The sequence below is a fragment of the Agrobacterium sp. LMR679 genome (assembly GCF_027157905.1).
Lineage (GTDB): Bacteria > Pseudomonadota > Alphaproteobacteria > Rhizobiales > Rhizobiaceae > Agrobacterium > Agrobacterium leguminum.
In genome coordinates this window covers 2659434-2683894 of the sequence record NZ_JAPVOJ010000002.1, presented here as the reverse complement: position 1 = coordinate 2683894, position 24461 = coordinate 2659434, and the positions used below count along the sequence as shown (strand labels likewise).

Here is a 24461-nt window from a genome sequence, read left to right as displayed (position 1 = left end):
CATCTTGAAGCTGTTCCTGACACGGATTGTCCTGAAACTGGACCACTTCCGGCAGTGGCTGATTGCGACATTCGCCTTCGGCCTTCTCAACCTGCTGAAGCTTTTTCCCGCCGATGCGGGCATTCGAGCCGCCGACCGGCTGGCACGCTGGGTGGGGCCGAAAACCGGCCGCCACAAGCTGATGCTCCATAATCTGGCGCGTGCCTTTCCGGAGAAATCCGAGGAGGAACGGCTTGAGATCGCCATGGATAGCTGGGCCAATATGGGCCGGCTTGCGGCGGAATATGTGTTTCTCGACCGCCTGTTCGATTTCGATCCGGAGAAGAACGAGCCCGGCCGCATTCAGGTCGAGGGTATTCCGACCTTTCTGGAACTGCGCGACAATCCGCGGCCCTTCATCGTCTTCACCGCCCATAGCGGTAATTTCGAGTTGCTGCCGGTGGCGAGTTCTGCCTTCGGTCTTGACGTGACCGTGCTGTTCCGTCCGCCGAACAATCCCTTCGTGGCCGACAAGGTGTTCAACTTCCGCAAGGAGCGCATGGGCAATCTCGTGCCGTCGCACGCCGGTTCCTCTTTCGCCTTAGCGCGGCAGCTGGAAAAGGGCGGCGGTGTCGGCGTGCTCGTCGATCAGAAGTTCGGCAAGGGTCTGACAACGAAGTTCTTCGGCCTTGAAGTCCGCACCAATCCGCTGCTTGCCAAGCTGGTGCGGCAGTTCAACTGCGATGTTTATCCCGCCCGTTGCGTGCGTCTTCCCGACAATCGCTACAGGCTGGAAATAGAGCCCAGGGTTGAAATTCCGCGGGATGAGAAGGGCAATGTCGACATTCAGGCGACGGCGCAGCTTCTGAACGACAAGGTGGAAAGCTGGGTGCGCGAATACCCGGGACAATGGCTGTGGTATCACGACCGCTGGGACGTGAAGCACCAGATTTGAGGTGACTGCCGTGCGGCCGGATTTTCCGCGATTTTCACGAAATTCGGCCGGAAAATTGTGCGTTTCGATGTTTTTCCTTATTAGTGGAACCTCATTTTTCGTTCATGGATTATCGAAATTGAAAAATTAGCGGCTGCTGTGATATTTTGGACAACAATCCTCGTGGCGTTCCTGCGTTTCGTTACGTCATTTTTAAGCGCAAAGACGCTATAATCAGGGGGCAAAGGGTTAATCCGTTCGCATTGGGGACCGGGTTATGCCCGTTCAGGGAGAGTTGGGTTGAAAGATTTGATTGAGTTGTTCTGGCTGCGTTATACGGAACTGCAATCTGCCGTTGGTAAAAACGAAGCCAACAAGATCGCAGTGCTGGAGCGTGAACTGGAGCAGCTTCTCGAGCGGGTCGTCGGGCGTCAGACAGAAAACTCCGAGGATATTCGCGAACAGTTCCGCTTCGCCATCGACCTCCTGAATCACGAGGCGGAGGATCTCGGCTGCGTGCAGCGCAATTCCGAGCTTCTGAGAACCCTGGTCGACCGTTATGTCGGCATGCCGCCCAAGGCCAAGGTCATCGGTGACGAGGACGAGGACACCCTGGAATGGCATCACCGCCATCTGATCCTCGATGAGGACATGCTCAACGATCTGGACGAGCCGGTGGTCATCGTTTCTCCCGGCTACCGCGTGTCCTTTGCCAATGCGCTTGATGCTTTCCAGCGCAATGCGCCGGAAGGGCTTGTCGGCTGCCACATTGCCGAACTCGTCGGTGTCCACCGCTTCCAGAACGACCTTCGGGAAAAACTCGACAATTGCTTCAAGGGCGATACGTCGAAATATACCTATGCAGAAGATCAGAACGGCCGGACGATTGTGAAATCGCTGGAAATGTCCCCCTGCTATTCCTCCGCCTACAAGCTCGTGGGCGCCATGGTGGTGATAAGGGAAATTGCCGATCGCCGGCGCCGCGCCACCGGCTGATCTATCGGAGCGCCTTCCATCTGCCCGTTAGTCACGGGGAGGCGGCGCTCCACCATCCTTTATTTCGGGAAGATGGTTTCCCATATCGCGGCGATGGACCATGCGGATGATGCATCCGCAAGGAGCTTCGTCGCCATGGCCAGGCAGGAAAGCACCAGCAGCGGGCGGATGATCTTCGCACCGTTCTTCATGGCGAAGCGGGAGCCGATCTGTGCGCCGATGAACTGGCCGACGCCCATGGCGAGGCCGAGCTTCCACAAAACCGCACCACCTATCGCAAACACAACGAAACCGCCGAAGTTCGAGCCAAGGTTCAGAAGCTTGGTATGGGCGGTTGCCTTCAACATGCCGAAACCGGCAAGCGCCACGAAGGCGAGCATGTAGAAGGAACCCGCGCCGGGGCCGAAAACGCCGTCGTAAAAGCCCACCAGCGGCGCGACGGTGAAGCCGAACACAAAGGGCGTGATGCGGCGATGGCTGTCGATATCGCTGAGCTGCGGCTTGAAGGCGAAATAGATCGCAATCGCGATCAGCAGGAACGGCATGATGGTGCGCAGCAGGTCCGACGGCACGAAGGCGGCGGTGACCGCACCGAGCCCGCCGCCAAGCATGGCCATGGCGGCCATGGGCAATTGTTCCCTCAGATTGACATGGCCGCGCCGGGCATAGGCGATGGTGGCGGAGGCCGAGCCGAACTGCGATTGCAGCTTGTTGGTACCGAGCGTATCGAGCGGCGCAATGCCCATGATCAGCATCGCCGGAATGGTGATGAGACCGCCGCCACCGGCGATGGAATCGATAAAGCCGGCAAAGATGGCGACGCAGAAAAGGACGAGAAAAACGTTGAGGGCGATGTCTTGCACTTGGGATGTCCGGGCAGGCGGCGGGAGAGGGCTTCTTCTTTCATTGAAAAGACCGCCACGCAATATTTTTCTGCATGATATGCCGCCTGCGGGGGGATTGCGGTGTGGCCGCTTATCGTTATGTTTCCGTGGCGCGTCGCCGGCAGAAGCGGACGGCGCTTGAAGACATATGGATGAGGGCATTATGCATAAAGTGATATTCGATACGGATCCCGGTGTAGATGACGCCATGGCGCTTCTGTTCCTGCACCGTCACCCCGATATCGATCTGATCGGCGTCACCACGGTTTTCGGCAATGCCCCCATCGATATCACCACCCGTAATGCGCTCTTTCTCAAGCGGGAATGGCAGATGACCGCACCGGTTGCGAGAGGCGCCGGCGTGACCTTCGATCCCTCCCGCAAGGAAGGCCATTGGCCGACCTTCATCCACGGCGAAAACGGCCTCGGCGATATCGATATCCCTGAAACCATCGATCTGCCGCTCGATCCGCGCCCGGCGCATCGCTTCATCATCGAGACGGTGAAGGCCAATCCCGGCGAGGTGACGCTGATCGCCGTCGGCCGCATGACCAATCTGGCGCTGGCTTTGCGCGAAGAACCTGACTTCGCCGCGCTGGTGAAGGAAGTGATCGTCATGGGCGGCGCCTTCGACATGAACGGCAATGTCTCGCCGGCGGCCGAGGCCAATATTCATGGCGATCCGGAGGCGGCCGATCTCGTCTTCACCGCGCCGTGGCGCGTGGTCGTCGTCGGTCTGGACGTGACGACAAAAACGGTGATGACCAGCGCCTTCATGGCAGAGATGGCCAAGGCCGGCGGCAAGCCCGTGCAGCTGCTTTCCGACCTGTCGCAGTTCTACATCGATTTCTACAAGACCCGCACCGGTGACGGAATGGTCGTGCATGACAGCTGCGCCTGCGTTTATCTCGTCGCGCCGGAACTGTTTACCACCCGCAGCGGCCCGGTGCGCGTCGTGTGCGGCGGTCTTGCCGACGGCCAGACGATCCAGAAGCCGGATGGCCGCGCCTTTCCGCCGGGCGACTGGGACGGGCATCCGAGCCAGCTGATCTGCACGGATATCGAGCCGGAGCGCGTGCTTTCGGTCATCCGCGCGGCAATTGTGAAGGGTGAGCGCGGCTGAAGGGCAGGAATGGCCGTTCTTGAGCATGGCTTGCCTTGCATTTTCCAAGAATCTGGCGTTATGCAAGTTCCCTGATCATAGTGCGCGATCCGCCTTGCCGGCGGGCCTGAGAAGGCCCTGCGGGAAGCACGGGCGGATCACCGCTATGCGGCGTGGGCCGAGAAAAGCCTTGTAGGTTTTCCCGTGCTTTGCGCTACAATGAATAACGCCTGCCGGGTCGGTTCGTGTCGGCGGCGTTTAACAACAAAAAACGAACCTTCGTTATGGGCCGGCAGAACCGGTCCATTCCCATGAGGAAAGAGATGGAAGAGTTTCACAAGGTCCGGCGTCTGCCGCAATACGTCTTCGAACAGGTCAACCGTTTGAAAGCGAGCGCGCGAGCGGCCGGGGCCGATATCATCGATCTCGGCATGGGCAATCCCGACCTTCCGACCCCGAAGGCCATCGTCGACAAGCTTTGCGAGGTCGTTCAGGACCCGCGCACCCATCGTTATTCCTCGTCCAAGGGCATTCCCGGCCTTCGCCGCGCGCAGGCGGCCTATTATGCCCGCCGTTTCGGCGTGAAGCTCAACCCCGACACGCAGGTCGTCGCCACGCTCGGCTCCAAGGAAGGCTTCGCCAACATGGCGCAGGCCATCACCGCGCCGGGTGACGTGATCCTGTGTCCGAACCCCACCTATCCGATCCATGCCTTCGGCTTCCTGATGGCGGGCGGCGTTATCCGTTCGATGAATGTCGAACCGGATGACAGCTTCTTCGGACCGCTGGAACGGGCCGTGCGCCACTCTATTCCGAAGCCGCTGGCGCTGATCGTCAACTATCCGTCGAACCCGACGGCGCATGTCGCCTCGCTGGATTTCTACAGGGACGTCATCGCCTTTGCGAAGAAGCACGAGATCATCGTGCTTTCCGACCTTGCCTATTCGGAGATCTATTTCGACGAAAACAATCCGCCGCCTTCGGTTCTCGAGGTTCCCGGCGCAATCGACGTTGCGGTGGAGTTCACCTCCATGTCGAAGACCTTCTCCATGCCCGGCTGGCGCATGGGCTTTGCCGTCGGTAACGAGCGGCTGATCGCGGCGCTGACGCGTGTGAAGTCCTATCTGGATTACGGCGCGTTCACGCCGATCCAGGTTGCGGCGACCCATGCGTTGAACGGCGACGGTTCCGACATCGCCGAAGTGCGCAATGTCTATCGCCGCCGCCGCGACGTGATGGTCGACACCTTCGGTAAGGCCGGTTTCGAGGTTCCGCCGCCGGCGGCGACGATGTTCGCCTGGGCGAAGATCCCGGAAAAATTCCGCCATCTCGGCAGCCTGGAATTCTCCAAGCTTCTGGTCGAGAAGGCAGATATCGCCGTTGCTCCCGGCATCGGCTTTGGCGAAATGGGCGACGATTACGTCCGTCTCGCGCTCGTGGAAAACGAGCATCGAATTCGTCAGGCAGCGCGCAATCTGAAGCGTTTCCTGTCGAGCGCAGACGAAACGATGCATAACGTCGTTTCGCTCAACGCCCACAGATAAGGGCAACCAAGGCGGCCGGGTCCCGGCCGCCACCATCAACAGCAATCAGGAACATACCCATGGCAGATTCATTGAGAATCGGCATAGCGGGGCTCGGCACTGTCGGCGCTTCGCTCGTGCGCATCCTCCAGCAGAGAAGCAACGAACTTGCGATTACCTGCGGACGCGCGATTGAGATTATTGCGGTGAGCGCGCGCGACCGTTCGCGCGACCGCGGCATTGATCTCAAGGGTATTACCTGGTTCGATACGCCCGAGCAGATGGCAAGCGAAGCCGAGATCGACGTGTTCGTCGAACTGGTCGGCGGTGCTTCCGGTCAGGCGGAAAATGCGGTGCGCGCCGCGCTCGCACGCGGTCTCCACGTGGTGACAGCCAATAAGGCGTTGCTGGCCAAGCACGGTGTGGAACTGGCGACCATTGCCGAAGACAAGGGGGCGCTTCTCAATTTCGAAGCGGCGGTGGCCGGCGGTATCCCCGTCATCAAGGCGCTGCGTGAATCCTTGACCGGCAACCATGTGTCGCGCATCTACGGCATCATGAACGGCACCTGCAACTACATCCTGACCAAGATGGAGAAGGAAGGGCTGTCCTTCGAGGCCTGTCTGAAGGAAGCGCAGCGGCTGGGTTATGCCGAAGCCGATCCTGCCTTCGATATCGAGGGCAACGATACGGCCCACAAGCTCGCCATCCTGACGACGCTTGCCTTCGGCAACAAGATTTCGGCCGATGACATCTATCTGGAAGGCATCACCAATATCTCCAGCGAGGACATTCAGGCGGCCGCCGAACTCGGTTACCGCATCAAGCTTCTCGGCGTGGCGCAGGTGACTGAATCCGGTATCGAGCAGCGCGTGCATCCGACCATGGTGCCACTCGATTCCGTCATCGCCCAGGTGGATGGCGTCACCAATGCGGTGGCGATCGAATCCGACATTCTCGGCGAATTGCTGATGGTTGGCCCGGGTGCGGGCGGCAACGCCACGGCGTCGGCCGTGCTCGGCGACATTGCCGATATCGCCAAGAGCCGTCCGGGCGCCCAGCAGGTGCCGGTTCTCGGCCGTCCGGCGAAATCGCTGACGGAATACCGCCGCGCCAAGATGAAGAGCCACGAGGGCGGTTATTTCATTCGCCTCACGGTGAAGGATCAGGCGGGCGTCTTCGCCTCCATCGCCACCCGCATGGCGGATAACAACATCTCGCTGGAATCCATCGTGCAGCGCCAGCGCGTACATGTGGAAGGCGCGCCGCAGACCATCATCCTCGTCACCCATGCGACGATGGAAGATGCGATCCGCAAGGCCGTGAAGGCGATCAAGAACGAGAAATATCTCGTCAGCGAACCGCAGGTCATCCGCATCGAGCGCACCTGAGACGCTTCGTTATCTTGATGTTATCGAGGGCCGCGCTTCCGCATGGAGGCGCGGTTTTTCGTTCTACGATTGCCTGCATCATGCCGGTAGTCTCGCGCCCATAAAATTTGGGGGGACGGCGTCGGAAGCGCTGGAAAACAAGGCGATTCGGCACTATGGTTAATCCTGTTCACCAAGCGAGGGAGGCGTGGCCGTGACATCGATCATCCTGTTCAAGGACAATAAGCGTGCAGGCGTTGCGGCCGCCCATCACCGGGCGCGGCCTCACAATGCCAACGACAATATTCGCAGCATGGAATTCGATATGGGGGAGCATGAGCGCAACTGGTGTTCGCTTGCCGTGTTCTCGCTGCTGCTGCTTGTCGGCGCGGTCTCGATCGTCAGCCCGTTTTTCTCGATTTTTTCGGTGTGAATCCTCATAAGCGCGTTTTTGCTTGAAAAACACGCCATCGCCATTTAGCCCGTTTTAAAGCGCGATTGGGCGCGTGACAGGATGAATGGACAGGATGGCAATGATGGAGCCGGCCGATACCGTGGCCCGCGCGTTTTTAAGCGTGGAGCGGTCGGCGACAGAACAGCGCTGGGTGTCGCGGCTGGATCAGGCCGGGCAGAACCGCGCGCTGGCCATGTCCCAGATCCACGCCATCCCCGAATTGATCGCCCGGGTGCTTGCCGGGCGCGGTGTGGGTGTTGATGACGCCCTGGCGTTCCTCGATCCGACCATTCGCTCGCTTATGCCCGATCCGCATGTGCTGACCGATTGCGAAAAGGCCGCCGAGCGGCTGGTGCGCGCCATAGAGACCGGTGAGAAGGTGGCGATCTTCGGCGACTACGACGTCGACGGCGCTGCTTCCTCCGCTTTGATGTACCGGTTTCTCGCGCATTTCGGTCTGACACCGGAAATTTATATTCCAGACCGTATTTTCGAGGGCTACGGGCCGAACCCGGCGGCGATGCAGCAGCTTGCCGCCAATGGCGCGACGCTGATCGTGACGGTCGATTGCGGCTCCACCAGCCATGAGTCGCTGAAGGCCGCCAGGGATGCGGGAACGGATGTGGTGGTGATCGACCACCATCAGGTCGGCACGGAGCTGCCGCCGGCCGTGGCGCTTGTCAATCCCAACCGCGAGGACGATCTTTCGGGGCAGGGGCATCTCTGTGCCGCCGGCGTCGTGTTCCTCGTGCTGGTGGCCACCCTGCGGCTGTTGAAAGAGAAGCGGCATAGGCAGGCCTTCACGCTCGATCTGCTGTCGCTTCTCGATATCGTCGCGCTTGCCACCGTGTGCGATGTGGTGCCGCTGAAGGGGCTCAACCGTGCCTATGTGGTGAAGGGGCTGATTGCCGCGCGCCATATGAACAATGCCGGGCTTGCTGCCTTGTTCAAGAAGGCGGGGCTGGGCGGACCTGTGACGCCCTATCATTTCGGTTTCCTGATCGGGCCGCGCATCAATGCCGGCGGCCGCATCGGCGACGCTGCGCTCGGCAGCCGTCTCCTGACCATCGACGATGCTTCGCAGGCCGAAGTCATTGCCGAGAGACTGGATGAGCTGAACCGCGAGCGGCAGGCCATGGAAGCCGCCATGCTGGCGGAAGCAGAAGCGGAGGCGCTGTTCGAATATGGCGATGGTTCCGGTGCGGGCGTCATCGTTACTGCGCGCGAAAACTGGCATCCCGGCATTGTCGGTCTGCTTGCCTCACGTCTGAAGGATCGCTTCCGCCGTCCCGCCTTCGCCATTGCCTTCGATCCCTCCGGCAAGGGCACCGGTTCCGGCCGCTCGATCAACGGCTTCGATATGGGGCGCATGGTGCGCGCCGCCGTGGAGGCCGGCTTGCTGGTCAAGGGCGGTGGGCATGCCATGGCGGCCGGCCTGACGGTGGAGCGCGCCAATCTCGGCAAACTCAGGACTTTCTTCGAGGAAGCGGCGGCAAAGACCGTGAACGAGCTGGTGGAAAGCAGCGTCCTGAAGATCGACGGCGCTATCGGCGCGTCGGGTGCCACATTGCAGCTCGTCGATCAGCTGGAGCAGGCCGGTCCATATGGCTCCGGTCATTCGCAGCCCATCTTTGCCGTGCCGGCGCATCGCCTGCGCGATGTGCGGCTTGTGGGGACAGCTCACGTCAAGATCACGCTGGAGGCCATGGACGGCTCGCGACTGGACGGCATCGCGTTCCGCGCCGCAGAAGCGCCTTTGGGGCAGATGCTGTTGAACGCGCGTGGCCGGAATATTCATGTAGCCGGCACCGTGGGCGCCGATCTCTGGCAGGGCCAGAGGCGCGTTCAACTGCGCGTTCTGGACGCGGCTTTCGCGCCGTGATTTTGCGCACTGCCACGGCCTTCCAGCTATCTTGGAATTTTACCGGACACCGGCCCAGGCGAGTGGATGAGACGCAACAACACTTCTTTACGCGAAGTGTGAAGATTTTCGTGCAGGCAGCTGATTTTAAAGGAGAAGCAAGTGGCACGCCCTAGGGGAGTCGAACCCCTCTTTTCAGAATGAAAATCTGACGTCCTAACCGATAGACGAAGGGCGCGTGCGCTTGTGGTGTGGCGCCCTTATAGTCAGGCTCCGGTTGGTCCGCAAGCGGAAAAATTGATTTTTCTCGCTTCGTGACGAGTTTTTTTATGGAGGCCGGAAGGGCTGTGGAAAACTGCGCCAGAACTGGCCAAGGCCTTGAAATATCGCCCCTATCGCTGCGCGTCAGTAATGCCCCCATGCCTTGCGGGAGGGCCGGGGGCGCAGTTTTCCAACCCTTAGCTGGCATATGCTGCCGGCTGGATGAAACGGATGCTGTGGCGAGGGCTGAAGGGGAAAGGCAAGCCGGGTCGATTTGCCTGTTGGCGTTTCGTCCGGCTTGCCTTCCATCGGGGGGACAGCATTCTAACGTGCCCGGCGGGAATCGGTTCCGGCGCATTGATCACGCGTGACGAATTTGCCAGCGGATGCGATGCTGTCATTTTTTGAAGGGGGATAACACGAAGGCAAGTGGCACGCCCTAGGGGAGTCGAACCCCTCTTTTCAGAATGAAAATCTGACGTCCTAACCGATAGACGAAGGGCGCGTGCGCTTGTGGTGTGGCGCCCTTATAGTCAGGCTCCTGAAGGTCTGCAAGCGGAAAAATGCATGATTTGACAAAAAAATGACATGGGCCGCCAGAAGCCCTGAAAAACAAGGATTCTTGTTTCGTAACAAATGGTTAAACTACGCCACCGCGCCCATTTTTGTGCTCTTTGCGCTTCGAGAGCGGTGGAATCGCAAAATCGAAATCGTTGCGTTCGTGCACGGAGATAACGATTTCAGCAGGTCTCCAGAAACGAAAACGGGGCCGAAACGGCCCCGCTCGATATACATGTCGATCGCAGTCTCAGTGCAGAATCTGGCTGAGGAACAGCCGGGTGCGCTCATGCTGCGGATTGTCGAAGAATTCGGCGGGCGAGTTCTGTTCGACGATCTGGCCCTGGTCCATGAAGATGACGCGGTTTGCCACCTGGCGGGCGAAGCCCATTTCGTGGGTTACGCACAGCATGGTCATGCCATCTTCGGCAAGGCTGACCATGGTGTCGAGCACTTCCTTGACCATTTCCGGGTCGAGCGCCGAGGTCGGCTCGTCGAACAGCATGATCTTCGGCTTCATGCAGAGCGAGCGGGCAATCGCCACGCGCTGCTGCTGGCCGCCGGAGAGCTGGCCGGGATATTTGTTCGCCTGCTCGGGGATCTTGACGCGCTTGAGATAGTGCATCGCCACTTCTTCGGCTTCCTTCTTGGGCATCTTGCGAACCCAGATCGGCGCCAGCGTGCAGTTTTCGAGGATCGTCAGATGCGGGAAGAGGTTGAAGTGCTGGAACACCATGCCGACTTCACGACGCACCTCGTCGATCTTCTTCAGGTCGTTGGTGAGCTCGATGCCATCGACATTGATCGTGCCCGACTGATGTTCTTCAAGCCGGTTGATGCAGCGGATCATGGTCGACTTGCCCGACCCGGAAGGACCGGCGATGACGATGCGCTCGCCCTTCATCACCTTGAGATTGATGTCGCGCAGCACGTGGAAGTCGCCATACCACTTGTTCATGCCGATGAGTTCGATCGCCACGTCCGTTGTCGAGACGGTCAGTTTTTTTGCTTGGGTTTCTGCCATTTGAGCGTCCCTTATCGTTTATGCCCGGTGTCGAGGTGCCGTTCCATGAACAGCGAATAACGCGACATGCCGAAGCAGAATATCCAGAATACGAAGCCTGCGAAAATATAGCCAGTCATGGCGGTGACGGGTGTGGCCCAATTCGCATCCGATTGGTTGAGTGTGACAATACCGAGCAGGTCGAACATGCCGATAATCGAGACCAGCGACGTGTCCTTGAACAGCCCGATGAAGGTGTTGACGATGCCCGGAATGACCAGCTTCAGCGCCTGCGGCAGCACGATCAGCCGCGTCTTCTGCCAGTAGTTCAGGCCGAGCGAATCCGCACCTTCATATTGTCCCTTCGGAATGGCCTGCAGGCCGCCGCGGATCACCTCCGCCATATAGGCCGAGGAGAACAGCGACACGCCGACGAGCGCGCGCAGGAACTTGTCGAAGGTCCAGCCATCGGGCAGGAACAGCGGCAGCATGATGCTGGCGAAGAACAGGACAGTGATCAGCGGAATGCCACGAATGATTTCGATGAAGGCCACGCAGAGCATCTTGATCACCGGCAGGTTCGACCGCCGGCCGAGCGCCAGAAGAATGCCGAAGGGCAGGGAGACGGTGATCCCGAAGAACGACAGGATGAGGGTCACCATCAGGCCGCCCCAGAGCTGCGTTTCCACCTTCGGCAGGCCGAAGACGCCGCCGATCAGCAGGAAAAACGCAATGAAGGGCAGGATGATGAAAAGCGCCAGCGCATTTAGTCGCTTGAACGGCGCTTTCGGGATCAGCATCGGTATCAGCAGGATGGCGAACGTCACCATCACCAGGATGGGACGCCAGCGTTCGTCGATCGGATAGCGGCCGAAGACGAATTGTCCGAGCTTCGCCGAAACGAAGGCCCAGCACGCACCGGACTGGCCGTCCGGCAGCGCGCCGCCCTGCGAAGCGGTCAGGCAGGCGATACGATCGCTGCCGGTCCATACCGCGTCGATGAACAGCCACTTGACGATCGGCGGCACCAGATAGGCGAGCAGGGCAAGGGCGATAACCGTCAGGACGGTGTCCTTCGGCGTGGCGAAAAGTTTGGTGCGCAGCCAGTGGCCGAAGCCGACGGCGCTCGAGGGCGCGGGTTTGGCGTCCTCGATGGTCTGTCGCACGAAAGCGTGATTGCTGATCGTCATCGTTATCGCTCCACCAGGGCCATTTTCGCATTGAACCAGTTCATGACCACGGCCGTGAGCAGGGACAGCGAGAGATAGATGACCAGCCAGATTGCAACGACTTCGACTGCCTGTCCCGTCTGGTTCAGGATCGTGCCGCCGACCGAGACGATGTCGGCGAAGCCGACAGCGACCGCAAGCGAGGAGTTCTTGGTCAGGTTGAGATACTGGCTCGTCAGCGGCGGGATGATGATGCGCATCGCCTGCGGAACGACGATCAGGCGCGTCGTGGTGCTGGAGCGAAGCCCCAGTGCATCCGCAGCTTCCGTCTGCCCCTTTGCCACGGCCTTGATGCCGCCGCGAACGATTTCGGCGATGAATGAGGCGGTGTAGAAGGAAAGCGCCAGGAACAGCGACATGAATTCAGGTGCAACGACCGCGCCGCCCGAGAGATTGAACCGCCCGGCAATCGGATAGTCGAATGTCAGCGGCGCCCCGAGTGCCAGGAATGTCGCGAGCGGCAGGCCGACGATTAGAAGCGTCACCGTTATGCCGGTGCGGAACTGCTGTCCGGTTCTTTCCTGTCTGGCCTTCGCCCAGCGGTAAACGAAGACGCTGAGAACGATGGCGACGAGGAAGGCCAGTGGCACGAGCCAGGTGCCTTCTCCCCACAGCGGCTTGGGAAAGAAGAAGCCGCGATTGTTGAGGTAGGTTCCAAGCGGAAGCTCGAGCGACTCGCGCGCCTGCGGCAGAACCGAGATGACGCCCTTGTACCAGAAGAAGATGACGAGCAGCGGCGGGATGTTGCGGAAGATTTCCACATAGGCCTGCGCGAGTTTCGAAATCAGCCAGTTGTTGGACAGCCGGGCGATGCCGACGATGAAACCGATGATCGAGGCGGCGATGATGCCGAAAAACGCAACCTGGATCGTGTTGAGAATACCAACGAGCAATGCCCGGCCATAGGTCGCGTCGCTGGTATAAGCGATCAGCGACTGGCCGATATCGAAACCGGCTCTTCCGTTGAGGAAGCCGAAGCCGGACGAAATGTTTGACCGTTGAAGATTGGTGATCGTATTCGTCACGATGATCCAGACGAAGGCGGCCAGGACGACGACTGTCAGGACCTGATAGAAAATGCCGCGTATGCGTGGATCGTAGATAAGTGACGACGCGCTTTGCGCGCGCGATCGTTGCGAACTGACCGCGTTGCCTGCCATAGGCACCTTTCCCTTTTATATGCTCTTTGCGAGCTTATTTATATAATTTGAAGCGGAGGCCGGGCGTTGCCCAGCCTCCTTATGATCTAGCCGGTAATGGGGCCGATCAACGGACCGGCGGTGCGTATTGCAGGCCGCCCTTGGTCCACAGCGCGTTCTGGCCACGCTCGATCTTCAGCGGAGAGCCAGCGCCGACGTTGCGGTCGAAGACTTCGCCGTAGTTACCCACCAGCTTGATGATGTTGTAGGCCCAGTCGTTGGTCACGCCGAGATCGGTACCGATCTTGGTGCCTTCTTCCGTGCCGAGCAGGCGCTTCACGTCCGGATTGGCGCTGTTCTTCTGCTCATCGACATTCTTGGAGGTGACGCCAAGCTCTTCGGCGTTGACCATAGCATAGTGAACCCAGGTCACGATGTCGAACCACTGGTCGTCACCCTGGCGAACGGCCGGGCCAAGCGGCTCCTTGGAGATGACTTCCGGCAGAACGACGTTTTCGTCCGGGTTCTTCAGCTTCAGACGGATTGCATAGAGGCCCGACTGGTCGGTGGTGTAAACGTCGCAACGGCCCGAATCATAGGCGGAGGTTGCGTCGGATTCCTTTTCGAAAACGACCGGGTTGTACTGCAGATTGTTGGTCTTGAAGTAGTCGGCCAGGTTGAGCTCGGTGGTCGTGCCGGTCTGAACGCAGACGGCGGCGCCGGAGAGCTCGAGAGCGGACTTCACATTAAGGCTCTTCTTGGCGATGAAGCCCTGGCCGTCATAATAGTTGACGGTGCGGAAGTTGAAGCCAAGCGACGTGTCGCGGCTGATCGTCCAGGTGGTGTTACGGGTCAGAACATCGACTTCACCGGACTGGAGAGCCGGGAAGCGGTCCTTGCTCGAAAGGGCGACGAACTTGGCTTTCGAAGGATCGCCGAAAACCGCAGTGGCAATACCACGGCAATAGTCCACGTCGATACCGGACCATTCGCCCTTGTCATCGGGATTGGAAAATCCCGGAATGCCGGCGCTTACGCCGCAGGTGACGAAACCTTTTCCCTTCACATCCTGAAGCGTCGCAGCCGAAGCGACCGAGGCTCCTCCCAAAACTGCTGCGCCGATGGCGGCTGACAGAATTGCCTTTTTCATTTTTCCCAACCTTTGTTTGTTATCGTCACTTGGAAGAGGACCGGCATGTTTGTTTTCCCCAGCTCCCCCTTCAGCGAGATCTTTTTCGATCCGCTTTTTCTATCACAATCGCAATTGGCAGCGGGGTCAAGACGTGCGGGCAATAATTGTGCCTATAAAACGGAATTTTCCAAATTTTGGTCGGGAAGTGTGCAAAGGGTGAAAATATAAGCATATTTTTGCGGAAATTTGCACTTGCACAGTATTTGTATACTTCTTGTATTCTGGTTGGCGATGGATCAATCCAACCCCCTCACGCGTCCCTGCGGGACTTGACCTTGCGTTGCGCTCTTAGCATTGTCGCACGCGTCAATGTTCCTTCGAAAGCTGATCTGAAATGACCAAGACAAATGACCTGCTTTCCGCCGCAGGTGTGAATACGCGCCTGACCCATGGCGGCAACGATCCCGCGGACTGTTTCGGTTTCGTCAATCCGCCCATCGTGCGCGGTTCGACCGTGCTTTTTCCCGACGCGGAGACGCTTTCGACCGAAAACCAGAAATATACCTATGGCACCCACGGCACGCCGACGACGGATGCTTTGTGCAATCTCGTCAACGAGCTGGAAGGGTCTGCCGGAACCATTCTCGTGCCCTCGGGCCTTGCGGCCATCACCGTGCCGTTCCTTGCCTATCTCGGCGCCGGCGATCACGCGCTGATCGTCGATTCCGTCTATTTTCCGACGCGCCGTTTCTGCAATACGATGTTGCGGAAGCTCGGTGTCGAGGTGGAATATTACGACCCGGCAATCGGGGAGGGCATTGAGGCTCTCATCCGGCCGAACACGAAGCTGGTGCATCTGGAAGCGCCGGGCTCCAACACCTTCGAGATTCAGGATGTCAGGCTGATCGCCGATATCGCTCACCGGCATGATTGCGTGGTGACGATGGACAATACCTGGGCGACGCCGCTTTATTTCAAGCCGCTCGATTTCGGCGTCGATGTCTCCATTCACGCCGCCACCAAATATCCTTCGGGTCATTCGGATGTGCTGATGGGTTTCGTCTCGGCCAATGAAAAGCACTGGAAGGCGCTTTATCAGGCCAATACCAATCTCGGCATCTGCGTCACCTCTGACGATGCCTATCAGATACTGCGCGGCATGCGCACGATGGGGATAAGGCTGGAGCACCACCAGAAAAGCGCGCTCGATATCGCCACATGGCTGGAGAGCCGTGACGACGTCGTCCGCGTGCTGCATCCGGCGCTGCCGAGCTTTGCCGGGCACGAACTCTGGAAGCGCGATTTCCAGGGCGCAAGCGGTGTCTTCTCCTTCGTGCTGAAGGCGGAGGAGGGCAAATACAAGCAGGCGGCGGCCGCCTTCCTCAATGCGCTGACCTTCTTCGGGCTCGGCTATTCCTGGGGCGGATACGAATCGCTTGCCGTTTCGGTCTCGCTTGTCGACAGGACCATTGCCAAGGCCCCCTCGGAAGGACCGGTTATCCGCCTGCAGATCGGGCTTGAGGATATCGCCGATCTCAAGAAGGACCTCGAGGCCGGGTTTGCGGCAGCGGCCGGGGTTTGACCTCAGCCTTTGGCGCGATAGCCGTAGAGCCAGTCGAAGTCCTTCAGGAAGGCGTCGGTGGGACGCGTGGAAAACACGAAGTCCCGCGCAATACGCACCGGGCCCGTGGCGTGATAGGCAAAACGATTGAGAGAGGCCCGCTTGCGGGCCTTTTCTATGCGCGGCAGGCGCAGGGACTCGAAAGCGGCAAGGGCCTGCGGCAAGGGCAGGGGCTTTTCGGCATGGCCGCCTGCCGTCGCTCCCGCAAGTTCGAAAGCATCCTCTATCGCCATGGCCGCGCCCTGTGCGGCGAAGGGCATCATGGCATGCGCCGCATCGCCGATCAGCACCGTGTCGCGGCCATTGTGCCAGCGGCCCGGGCCGGCCTGATAGAGCGGCCAGAAGGTCGGATTTTCAGACGAATCGAGCAATCGGACGATATCCGGGCTGAAACCGCGAAACTGTTCCAGCAGCATGGCTTTCTGCCGCCCGCTCGATTCCGCCCGCCAGGTTGCGCCGGGGTCGGCACCGAGCGCGATGGCGACAATGTTGAAACCGCCGACTTCCTTCAGCGGATAGGCGACGATATGGCCACCGGAACCCAGATAGGCGGTCACTGCGCTTTTATTGATGGCTGACGGCACATCGTTTGCGGCGACCGTGAAGCGCCAGGCAATATTGCCGGAGAAGGTGGCTGCGGGGGCGGAAGGGACCGCGAAGCGGGCCGCCGACCAGACGCCATCCGCGCCGACGACCAGATCGTGGTCACGGAAGGTGGTTGCGGCAATCACGTCCACCGTCGCGTTTTCGATGCGCTTGCCGAGGTGCAGGCGGCAGAGCGGGTTGCGTGTCACCGCCTGGAGAAGCGCATTCTGCAGCGTCGAGCGGTGCAGCACGCCGTAGGGTGCGCCCCAGCGTGTGCGAGCCACCGCGCCCATCGGCAGGGAGAGCAGCGTGGCGAGCGATTTTCCGGAGGCGAGTTCGACGCTGACTGGTTCGGTCCAGCGCTCTTCGATTTCCGGCAGCACGCCGAGTTCGGCGAGAATGCGGGCGGCATTGGGCGAGAGTTGCAGGCCTGCACCCACTTCCGTCAGCTCACCGGCCTGCTCGATGATGTCACAGTCGATACCTTGCCGGGCAAAGGAAAGGGCAGCGGTGAGACCGGCGATGCCGGCACCGACAATGGCTACGGATTTGATGGGCATTGGTGCGCCCCGATCAGGAAAAGTGGAAGGTCAGGCGGCCTTCACATGGAAGACGCAGCCCGGAGGATTGGTCTGCTCTGCCTTCAGCGACGGATTGTAGCGGTAAAGGGTGGAGCAGTAGGAACAGACCTTCTCGTTGTCGTCGCCCATATCGATGAAGATATGCGGATGATCGAAAGGCACGGAAGCGCCGGTGCACATGAATTCCTTGACGCCGATCTCGATCATGCGGTGTCCGCCATCGTTCTGGAAGTGGGGAATGGAATGCCCGGCCATGTTCGTCTCCAAATGCAATATCGTTATCGAGCCGCAATCCGTCTTCGCGTGCCGGCTCGTCGTTGCGGATATGTAGCCTCAAACGCATTGCATCTCCATAAAAATCGTCAGCAAAACATGTTCAACATTGCTAATTCCTGCCATATGGTCCGGCAAAAAGGATGTCCTTGATGAATCTCAACACGCCGCAGTTTTCCGATTTTTCCCATGACGGCCTTCGCCTTGCCTATTTCGACGAGGGCGATCCGGCGGGCGATCCGGTTCTGCTGATCCACGGCTTCGCCTCCAGCGCCAATGTCAACTGGGTGCATCCCGGCTGGTTGAAGACGCTAGGGGAAGCGGGCTACCGGGTGATCGCCATCGACAATCGCGGCCACGGTGCAAGCGACAAGCCGCACGATTCCGAAGCCTATTATCCGCCCGTCATGGCGGGCGATGCGGTGGCGCTGCTCAACCATCTCGGCATCGCCGAAGCGCATGTGATGGGCTATTCCATGGGCGCGCGCATTTCCGCATTTCTCGCCATGGCGCATCCGGAGCGCGTGCGTTCGCTGGTCTTCGGCGGGCTCGGCATCGGCATGGTCGAAGGTGTCGGCGACTGGGATCCGATTGCCGAGGCGCTTCTCGCCCCTTCGCTCGATGTCGTCACCCATGAGCGCGGCCGCATGTTCCGCGCCTTTGCCGACCAGACGAAAAGCGACCGGCTGGCGCTGGCCGCCTGTATCGAGACGTCGCGGGTTCTCGTCACGCGCGAACAGGCTGAGAAAATCGATGCGCCGACGCTGATCGCGGTCGGAACGAAGGACGATATCGCCGGGTCCGGCGCGGAGCTTGCCGCGATCATGCCGCATGCGCGGGCAATCGATATTCCCGGCCGCGACCACATGCTGGCCGTCGGCGACCGGGTGTTCAAGGCGGCGGTGCTGGAGTTTTACCGCTCGCTTTGATCGGGAGCATTTCCCGGAAAAGTGGAACCCGGTTTTCCGTCCGGAAATGCGGCAACGCTCGGGACGGCAAGAAACGGTTTTTCATGCTGCATGAAGAAAAACTGAAGCCTTGCCGCCTTTAAAGTCGTCATTCGAATCCCATTTCTAATGCACGTCTTTTTCTGTATAAAGAACGACCACTGCAAACGAGGAGACCATTCATGGTCGCACGTACCGAGGCCCGTCAGCCCGAACAGCTGGCGATCGTCGATCCCATCTGGGGCAGCCTGCTCAATGAAGCCCGAAGTGCCGCGGCACAGGACCCGCTGCTTTCGGCCTTCCTTTATTCGACGATCCTCAATCACCGGTCTCTCGAAGAATGTGTGATCTATCGCATCTGCGAACTCCTCGATCATCCCGACATGCAGGCCGTGCTTCTGCGCCAGACCTTCCAGGACATGCTGGATGACTGGCCGGAATGGGGAAGCGTGCTGCGCGTCGACATTCAGGCCGTTTACGACCGCGATCCGGCCTGCACGCGCTTCATGGAGCCGCTCCTCTATTTCAAGGGTTTCCAGGCCATCCAGACCCACAGGCTCGCCCACTGGCTGCTGCAGAAGGGCCGCAGGGACTTCGCGTTTTATCTGCAAAGCCGCTCCTCGAGCATTTTCCAGACCGATATCAATCCGGCCGCGCGCATCGGCAAGGGCATCTTCCTCGATCATGCCACCGGGCTTGTCGTCGGTGAGACGGCCGTGATCGGCGACAACGTCTCCATCCTGCATGGCGTCACGCTCGGCGGCACCGGCAAGGAGGGGGCGGACCGCCACCCGAAGATCGCCAATGGCGTGATGATCGGGGCCGGCGCGAAAATCCTCGGCAATATCGAGATCGGCAGCTGCTCGCGCATCGCCGCCGGTTCGGTAGTGCTGAAACCGGTTCCGCCCAAGACGACCGTTGCCGGCGTGCCGGCGCGTGTGGTGGGAGAAGCAGGGTGTTCCGAACCCTCGCGCCTGATGGACCAGCTTATCGGGGCCGATATCTGACAGGCCCTGCCGCGCTTCGATGGGGCCGGCATTTTCACGGTCGTCCGTGTGGAAGACACGGATGACTTGCCGCTTTCACTTTACTTTGGCCTTTGTCCCATGCCAAAAGCGGGCCAACGCGAACCGCACAGGAGAATAGTGGTGAAAGCCGACGAAATCAAAAAACTCGACGCCTATTTCAAGCGCACCTTCAACCAGACGATGGTGGTCAAGGCGCGTCCGCGCAAGGACGATTCCGCCGAAGTGTATCTTGGCGAAGAGTTTCTCGGCGTCGTTTATATCGATGACGAAGACGGCGACCGCTCCTACAACTTCTCCATGGCGATCCTCGACGTCGATCTGTGATCGTCACCATCCGGTGACGGATGGAGTTTCGCACTGAACCAGTCGCCCGTGGCGGTTACGCCGCGGGCGATTTGTTTTTTCGGCTGCTGACCTGCATCATCAGGCGGTTTTCCGGACGCAAAGTGACCCGCATCAGCGGCTCGGTATTTGCCGGGCTTTTGTTCCTGAGGTGGTCGTTCTGCAAAAGCACGGCAAGGATTGCGACAGCCTCCATCATGGCAAAGGCATTGCCGATGCATACGCGCGGGCCGGCACCGAAGGGCATATAGGCATAGCGGTGGCGCGCCTTGACTTTTTCGGGCTCGAAGCGCGACGGGTCGAAGCGGTCGGGTTCTTCCCACAGTGTTGTGTGCCGGTGGACGGCGTAGATCGGCACATAAAGAACGGTGCCGGCGGGGATATCGTGTTCGCCGAGCCTGAAGTCCTGCAATGCCGTGCGTGTCACGACAGGGGCGGGCGGGTAAAGCCGCATCGCTTCCGAAAATACCTGTCTGGTATAGGTCAGGCGGGTGATATGTTCGGCCGCGACCGGTTCACCGGCGGTAACGGTCTCAATCTCATCGATAACCTTGCGCTCCACGTCGCTGTTTTGCGAGAGCAGATGGAAGGTCCAGGCGAGGCCGAGGGCCGTGGTTTCATGCCCGGCGGTAATAAAAGTCAGAAGATTGTCGATGATTTCCTTGTCGCTCATGATGCGCCCGGTTTCCGGATCTTTCGCTTCGAGCAGCATGGAAACCAGATCGTTCCTCTCAATTGGCTTCCGGCGCCTTTCGGAAATGACGGTTGCAAGGCTGGAGCGAAGATAGCCGACCGCCGCGCGCGCCTTGCGCCGGCCCGGATGCGGAATCCATTCCGGTGCGCCCAGCATGGCGAGTGCGAAGGTCCAGCCCGTGGGTTTCAGATAATCGGTGATGCTTTGCTCGACGCGCGCTATATCGATCCCATGGCCGCCGGACATCATGGTTTCGACGATGATGTCGAAGGTCGTCCGCATCATCTCATGGCCGATATCGATGTCGCCGGCAGGCGATGCGTGCCAGCGCTCTTGCGTGCGGCGCGCGGCGTCGATCATGACCGGCAGCAATTCCAGCAGCTTCTCGTGCCGGAACGCTGCGGCGACGGATTGCCTTTGCCATTTCCAGTGATCGCCATCGGCCGTCAGAAGCCCCTGGCCTAGCGCGGGGCCGAGGGCGCGGCGCACATCTTCGCCCTTGCCGAGCAGATGGGCGTTCTTGACCAGCGCCTCATGGATAAGCGCGGGATCGGCAAGATGAACCCGCATGACGCCGCCGAGGCGGGTAAAGACCGCCGGCTCGCTGAAAATCTCCGGCGGCAGAGCCTTCAACGGATTGCGGATAAGCGACAGCGCGACGCGGGCTGTTGCGAATTTGGAGACGGGAGCGATTCCGGGCGTATCCGGGGAGGCGGTGCGAAGGTCGGTTCCGGTCATTTACAGGTCCTTTGTCCGCGTTGAACACTTACATTTCCTGTTAAGGTGTATACCTTATTGTGAGCATTTAAGGTGCATACCTTAGATTTCAATGGTCGGGTTCGAAATCAATGAAGAAAAGCAGTACCGGGCGGACGGCGGCACGCCCCACGCGCCAGAGAATTCTCGACGCCGCTCTTACTCTGTTTAACGAGCGCGGGCCTGACCACGTGACGACCGCCGAAATCGCAAGGGCGGTAGAGATCAATGAGGGCAATCTCTATTATCACTTCCGCACCAAGGAAGCGCTGGTTCTGGCGCTGTTTGCCCGGTTCGAGGCCGATGCGCTGGCAATTGTCGGAAAGATTGACGGGGCCGATGAGGGAGCGGCGGCAACCTATGCCGGTTTTCTGCGGCTCTGGTTTTCGCTGGTGTGGGACTATCGTTTCCTGTTTCGCGATCTGGTCGGTCTTGTCTCTTCCGCCCCGGCGCTGGTGGAACCCGTGCGCACCATAAGCGCCGCGATGCGCCTTGCCGTCGGCGATATCGTCGCGCGCATGGAGAAAGCGGGCCTCGCCGCGATACCCGAGGAAGAGCGGCCTGCCGTTCTGACGAACCTCTGGATCGTCTCCACCTATTGGGCGTCCTATCTCAACCTTCAGGAGGGTATCACAGAGTTCGGTCCGCCGCAGCTGGACTGGGGATTGAAGCAGGTCTCAAGCCTGTTCAGACCCTATCTCTCCCCGGAAGCGAAAGCCGAGCTGGAAGCGCTGCTGGTAGGGGAGCCGTAAGCTTCACCTGACGGTGACAGGGCCGGAAAACAAGGGCGCCCGCGACGATATTCGTCGCGGGCGCTTTTACGATTATCAGCCATATGCCGCTGAAGTATCAGGCAGCCTTCAACAGATCGCCGTGCGGATCGAGGACGAACTTGGTGGCTGCGCCCTGATCGAAGCTTTCATAACCCTGCACCGCATCGTCGAGCGCGATGATCTTGGCATTGACGATATCGGCAATCGGCAGGCGGTCGTGCAGGATCGCCTGCATGAGCTGGCGGTTATATTTCAGCACCGGCGTCTGGCCGGTGTGGAAGGATTGCGCCTTTGCCCAGCCGAGGCCGAAGCGCAGCGACAGGCTGCCCTGTTTCGCTGCCGCATCCACCGCGCCGGGGTCTTCGGTGACGTAGAGGCCCGGAATGCCGATGGAGCCGGCGGCGCGGGTGATTTCCATCATCTGGTTGAGAACGATGGCCGGCTGTTCGCCGCCCGCATGGCCGCGCGCTTCGAAGCCAACGGCGTCGATGGCGCTATCCACCTCGTTGGTGCCGACGATTTCGGCGATCATATCGCCCAGCCGGTCGCCCTTGGACAGATCGACGGGTTCGAAACCGACTTTTGCCGCGTGCGCAAGGCGATCCTTGTTGAAATCGCCGATCATGACGACCGCAGCACCCAGAATGCGGGCGGATGCGGCGGCGGCAAGGCCGACCGGGCCGGCGCCCGCGACATAGACCGTGGAGCCGACGCCGACGCCCGCCTTGACGGCGCCGTGGAAGCCGGTCGGCAGAATGTCGGACAGCATGGTGAGGTCGCGGATCTTCGACATCGCCTTGTCGCGGTCCGGGAACTTCAGCAGGTTAAAATCGGCATAGGGGATGGTGACATAACGTGCCTGTCCGCCGATCCAGCCGCCCATATCGACATAACCATAAGCGCCGCCCGCGCGGGACGGGTTCACCGTCAGGCAGACGCCGGTATCCTGCGACTTGCAGCAGCGGCAGCGGCCGCAGGCGACGTTGAAGGGCACCGAGACGATATCGCCGATTTCCAGCATCTCGACATCGACGCCTTTTTCGATGACTTCACCGGTGATTTCATGGCCGAGGACGAGGCCCGGCATCGCCGTCGTGCGGCCGCGCACCATGTGCTGGTCGGAGCCGCAGATGTTTGTGGAAATCACCTTGAGAATGACGCCGTGCTCGATGCGGCGGCCATCCGGCGCCTCAAGCTTCGGGTCATCGATATCGCGAACCTCGACCTGACCCGGCCGCATGTAAACGACGCCTCTGTTCCTGCTCATATCCATCTCCTCCATGGTTTGAACACCGTACCTGTCGGCTCCTCCGCAGACAGGTGACTCCATGGGTGCAGCAAACCATGTGAGGGGAGATGTGGCGTTCGGGAATACGACACGCGGTGTGGTCGTAACGACACCGCGTTTCGCCCGATGTCACGGTGGCGTTATCTGTCGAGCGGTTTTCTGAGGCGGCCGGCGGCGTCCTGAATATATTGCCAGGCGACACGGCCCGAGCGGCCGCCGCGCGTGGTCGCCCATTCCAGCGCCTCGTGATGCAGCGTTTCGCGGTCCAGCCCCAGATCGAAATGCGCCGCATAGCTGTCGATCATCATCAGATAATCTTCCTGGCCGCATTTGTGGAAGCCGAGCCACAGGCCGAAACGGTCCGAAAGCGAGACCTTCTCCTCCACCGCTTCCGAAGGGTTGATGGCGGTGGACTGCTCGTTTTCCATCATGTGGCGCGGCAGAAGATGGCGGCGGTTGGAGGTCGCATAAAACAGCACATTGTCCGGCCGGCCCTCGATGCCTCCGTCGAGCGCCGCCTTCAACGATTTATAGGCGGTATCGTCATGATCGAAGGAGAGGTCGTCGCAGAAGACGATGACGCGATGGCCGGAGGCTTTCAATATATCGAGCAAAGCGGGCAGGGTGTGGATGTCCTCGCGGTGCACTTCCACCAGTTTCAGCGAAACGCCGCTTGCCGCGCGCACATCTTCGTGAACGGCCTTGACCAGCGAGGATTTGCCCATGCCGCGCGCACCCCACAACAGCACGTTATTGGCGGCAAAACCTTCCGCGAAACGCAGCGTGTTTTCGTGGAGGATGTCGCGGACATGGTCGACGCCACGGATGAGCTTCAGGGCGATGCGGTTGGGGCGGGGAACCGCCTGGATAAAGGAGTTGACTGGCGCCCAGACGAAACAATCGGCCGCATTCCAGTCGTTTACGGCGGGCGCCGGCCCGGCCAGACGTTCCACGGCGATGGTGAGCCGGCGCAGTTCTGAAAGAAGCAGGGAGGCCGTTTCTTCTCGAATCATGGTGTTTCTTCCGCTTGTCTGGTGTTCAAAACTCTGTTTTGCGCCCGGCCTAGCATGGCGTTTCAGGCCCATAAAGGTTAAGAGGTCCGGAATCGGTACGGCGTGGGCCCTGCATCTGTTGCAATCCCGGCGTTC

At 60.0% G+C, this 24461-nt stretch carries 22 protein-coding genes and 2 tRNA genes; 12 read left to right on the top strand and 12 right to left on the bottom strand.

The genetic code is table 11. The annotated features are described in order from the left end of the window. The first annotated feature begins 4 nt into the window (after positions 1-4). Both O3W47_RS23775 and O3W47_RS23770 read left to right on the top strand, forming a co-directional pair. Positions 5-934, top strand: a complete 930-nt coding sequence (locus O3W47_RS23775) for a lipid A biosynthesis lauroyl acyltransferase (RefSeq protein ID WP_400155349.1) — start codon at positions 5-7, stop codon at positions 932-934. A gap of 279 nt (positions 935-1213) precedes the next feature. Further along, a complete protein-coding gene (locus O3W47_RS23770) occupies positions 1214-1909 on the top strand; it encodes a hypothetical protein (protein WP_080816954.1) in 696 nt (231 codons plus the stop codon). A gap of 59 nt (positions 1910-1968) precedes the next feature. Here the strand turns inward: O3W47_RS23770 and O3W47_RS23765 are convergent, their stop codons facing one another. After that, complete coding sequence (locus O3W47_RS23765; RefSeq protein WP_269314728.1) at positions 1969-2772, bottom strand: TSUP family transporter; 804 nt, start codon at positions 2770-2772, stop codon at positions 1969-1971. Positions 2773-2956: 184 nt separating this feature from the next. Between O3W47_RS23765 and O3W47_RS23760 the strand changes: the two genes are divergently transcribed. From O3W47_RS23760 to recJ, 5 genes are all read left to right on the top strand, one after another. Then, positions 2957-3916, top strand: a complete 960-nt coding sequence (locus O3W47_RS23760) for a nucleoside hydrolase (protein WP_269314727.1) — start codon at positions 2957-2959, stop codon at positions 3914-3916. 302 nt (positions 3917-4218) lie between these two features. Then, positions 4219-5439 carry an LL-diaminopimelate aminotransferase gene (locus O3W47_RS23755; RefSeq protein WP_059758717.1) on the top strand — a complete coding sequence of 407 codons (1221 nt, stop codon included), beginning with the start codon at positions 4219-4221 and terminating at the stop codon, positions 5437-5439. A 59-nt stretch (positions 5440-5498) separates the two neighbouring features. Further along, entirely contained in the window at positions 5499-6809 is a 1311-nt protein-coding gene (locus O3W47_RS23750) for a homoserine dehydrogenase (protein ID WP_080816956.1), read from the top strand. Between the two features lie 187 nt (positions 6810-6996). Beyond that, positions 6997-7221 carry a hypothetical protein gene (locus O3W47_RS23745; RefSeq protein ID WP_003524853.1) on the top strand — a complete coding sequence of 75 codons (225 nt, stop codon included), beginning with the start codon at positions 6997-6999 and terminating at the stop codon, positions 7219-7221. Between the two features lie 94 nt (positions 7222-7315). Continuing rightward, positions 7316-9124: a single-stranded-DNA-specific exonuclease RecJ gene (gene recJ, locus O3W47_RS23740; RefSeq protein ID WP_127756171.1), complete on the top strand. Its 1809-nt coding sequence runs from the start codon at positions 7316-7318 to the stop codon at positions 9122-9124. Between the two features lie 142 nt (positions 9125-9266). On the opposite strand, the gene O3W47_RS23735 is transcribed toward recJ, so the two are convergent. The 6 genes from O3W47_RS23735 to O3W47_RS23710 form a co-directional block, all read right to left on the bottom strand. Further along, a tRNA-Glu gene (locus tag O3W47_RS23735) sits at positions 9267-9341 on the bottom strand. A gap of 453 nt (positions 9342-9794) precedes the next feature. Next, a tRNA-Glu gene (locus O3W47_RS23730) sits at positions 9795-9869 on the bottom strand. Between the two features lie 303 nt (positions 9870-10172). Beyond that, on the bottom strand, positions 10173-10946 hold the full coding sequence (locus tag O3W47_RS23725) for an amino acid ABC transporter ATP-binding protein (protein ID WP_003524857.1): 774 nt from the start codon (positions 10944-10946) through the stop codon (positions 10173-10175). An 11-nt stretch (positions 10947-10957) separates the two neighbouring features. Continuing rightward, positions 10958-12115, bottom strand: a complete 1158-nt coding sequence (locus O3W47_RS23720) for an amino acid ABC transporter permease (protein ID WP_269314726.1) — start codon at positions 12113-12115, stop codon at positions 10958-10960. Between the two features lie 2 nt (positions 12116-12117). Next, positions 12118-13314 (bottom strand): amino acid ABC transporter permease, encoded by a 1197-nt coding sequence (locus O3W47_RS23715; protein WP_080816960.1) that lies wholly within the window; start codon positions 13312-13314, stop codon positions 12118-12120. A 106-nt stretch (positions 13315-13420) separates the two neighbouring features. Beyond that, positions 13421-14443 (bottom strand): amino acid ABC transporter substrate-binding protein, encoded by a 1023-nt coding sequence (locus O3W47_RS23710; protein ID WP_003524863.1) that lies wholly within the window; start codon positions 14441-14443, stop codon positions 13421-13423. 376 nt (positions 14444-14819) lie between these two features. On the opposite strand from O3W47_RS23710, the gene O3W47_RS23705 reads away from it, so the two are divergent. Then, positions 14820-16007 (top strand): cystathionine beta-lyase, encoded by a 1188-nt coding sequence (locus O3W47_RS23705; protein WP_137451922.1) that lies wholly within the window; start codon positions 14820-14822, stop codon positions 16005-16007. A gap of 2 nt (positions 16008-16009) precedes the next feature. On the opposite strand, the gene O3W47_RS23700 is transcribed toward O3W47_RS23705, so the two are convergent. Both O3W47_RS23700 and O3W47_RS23695 read right to left on the bottom strand, forming a co-directional pair. Next, positions 16010-17191 carry an FAD-dependent monooxygenase gene (locus tag O3W47_RS23700; RefSeq protein ID WP_269314725.1) on the bottom strand — a complete coding sequence of 394 codons (1182 nt, stop codon included), beginning with the start codon at positions 17189-17191 and terminating at the stop codon, positions 16010-16012. 30 nt (positions 17192-17221) lie between these two features. Beyond that, entirely contained in the window at positions 17222-17467 is a 246-nt protein-coding gene (locus O3W47_RS23695; RefSeq protein ID WP_003502857.1) for a zinc-finger domain-containing protein, read from the bottom strand. A 170-nt stretch (positions 17468-17637) separates the two neighbouring features. Between O3W47_RS23695 and O3W47_RS23690 the strand changes: the two genes are divergently transcribed. The 3 genes from O3W47_RS23690 (at position 17638) to O3W47_RS23680 (ending at position 19784) form a co-directional block, all read left to right on the top strand. Further along, positions 17638-18414 carry an alpha/beta fold hydrolase gene (locus O3W47_RS23690; protein WP_080818716.1) on the top strand — a complete coding sequence of 259 codons (777 nt, stop codon included), beginning with the start codon at positions 17638-17640 and terminating at the stop codon, positions 18412-18414. A gap of 200 nt (positions 18415-18614) precedes the next feature. After that, positions 18615-19439 (top strand): serine O-acetyltransferase, encoded by an 825-nt coding sequence (gene cysE, locus O3W47_RS23685; protein WP_080816963.1) that lies wholly within the window; start codon positions 18615-18617, stop codon positions 19437-19439. A 141-nt stretch (positions 19440-19580) separates the two neighbouring features. Next, entirely contained in the window at positions 19581-19784 is a 204-nt protein-coding gene (locus O3W47_RS23680; RefSeq protein ID WP_269314724.1) for a DUF3126 family protein, read from the top strand. 55 nt (positions 19785-19839) lie between these two features. On the opposite strand, the gene O3W47_RS23675 is transcribed toward O3W47_RS23680, so the two are convergent. Further along, on the bottom strand, positions 19840-21234 hold the full coding sequence (locus O3W47_RS23675; protein WP_269314723.1) for a cytochrome P450: 1395 nt from the start codon (positions 21232-21234) through the stop codon (positions 19840-19842). 110 nt (positions 21235-21344) lie between these two features. On the opposite strand from O3W47_RS23675, the gene O3W47_RS23670 reads away from it, so the two are divergent. Next, a complete protein-coding gene (locus O3W47_RS23670; RefSeq protein ID WP_127755985.1) occupies positions 21345-22004 on the top strand; it encodes a TetR/AcrR family transcriptional regulator in 660 nt (219 codons plus the stop codon). Positions 22005-22101: 97 nt separating this feature from the next. Here the strand turns inward: O3W47_RS23670 and fdhA are convergent, their stop codons facing one another. Continuing rightward, entirely contained in the window at positions 22102-23292 is a 1191-nt protein-coding gene (fdhA, locus tag O3W47_RS23665; RefSeq protein ID WP_003524961.1) for a formaldehyde dehydrogenase, glutathione-independent, read from the bottom strand. Between the two features lie 161 nt (positions 23293-23453). Continuing rightward, positions 23454-24326, bottom strand: a complete 873-nt coding sequence (locus tag O3W47_RS23660; RefSeq protein WP_269314722.1) for an ATP-binding protein — start codon at positions 24324-24326, stop codon at positions 23454-23456. Positions 24327-24461: the final 135 nt, after the last annotated feature.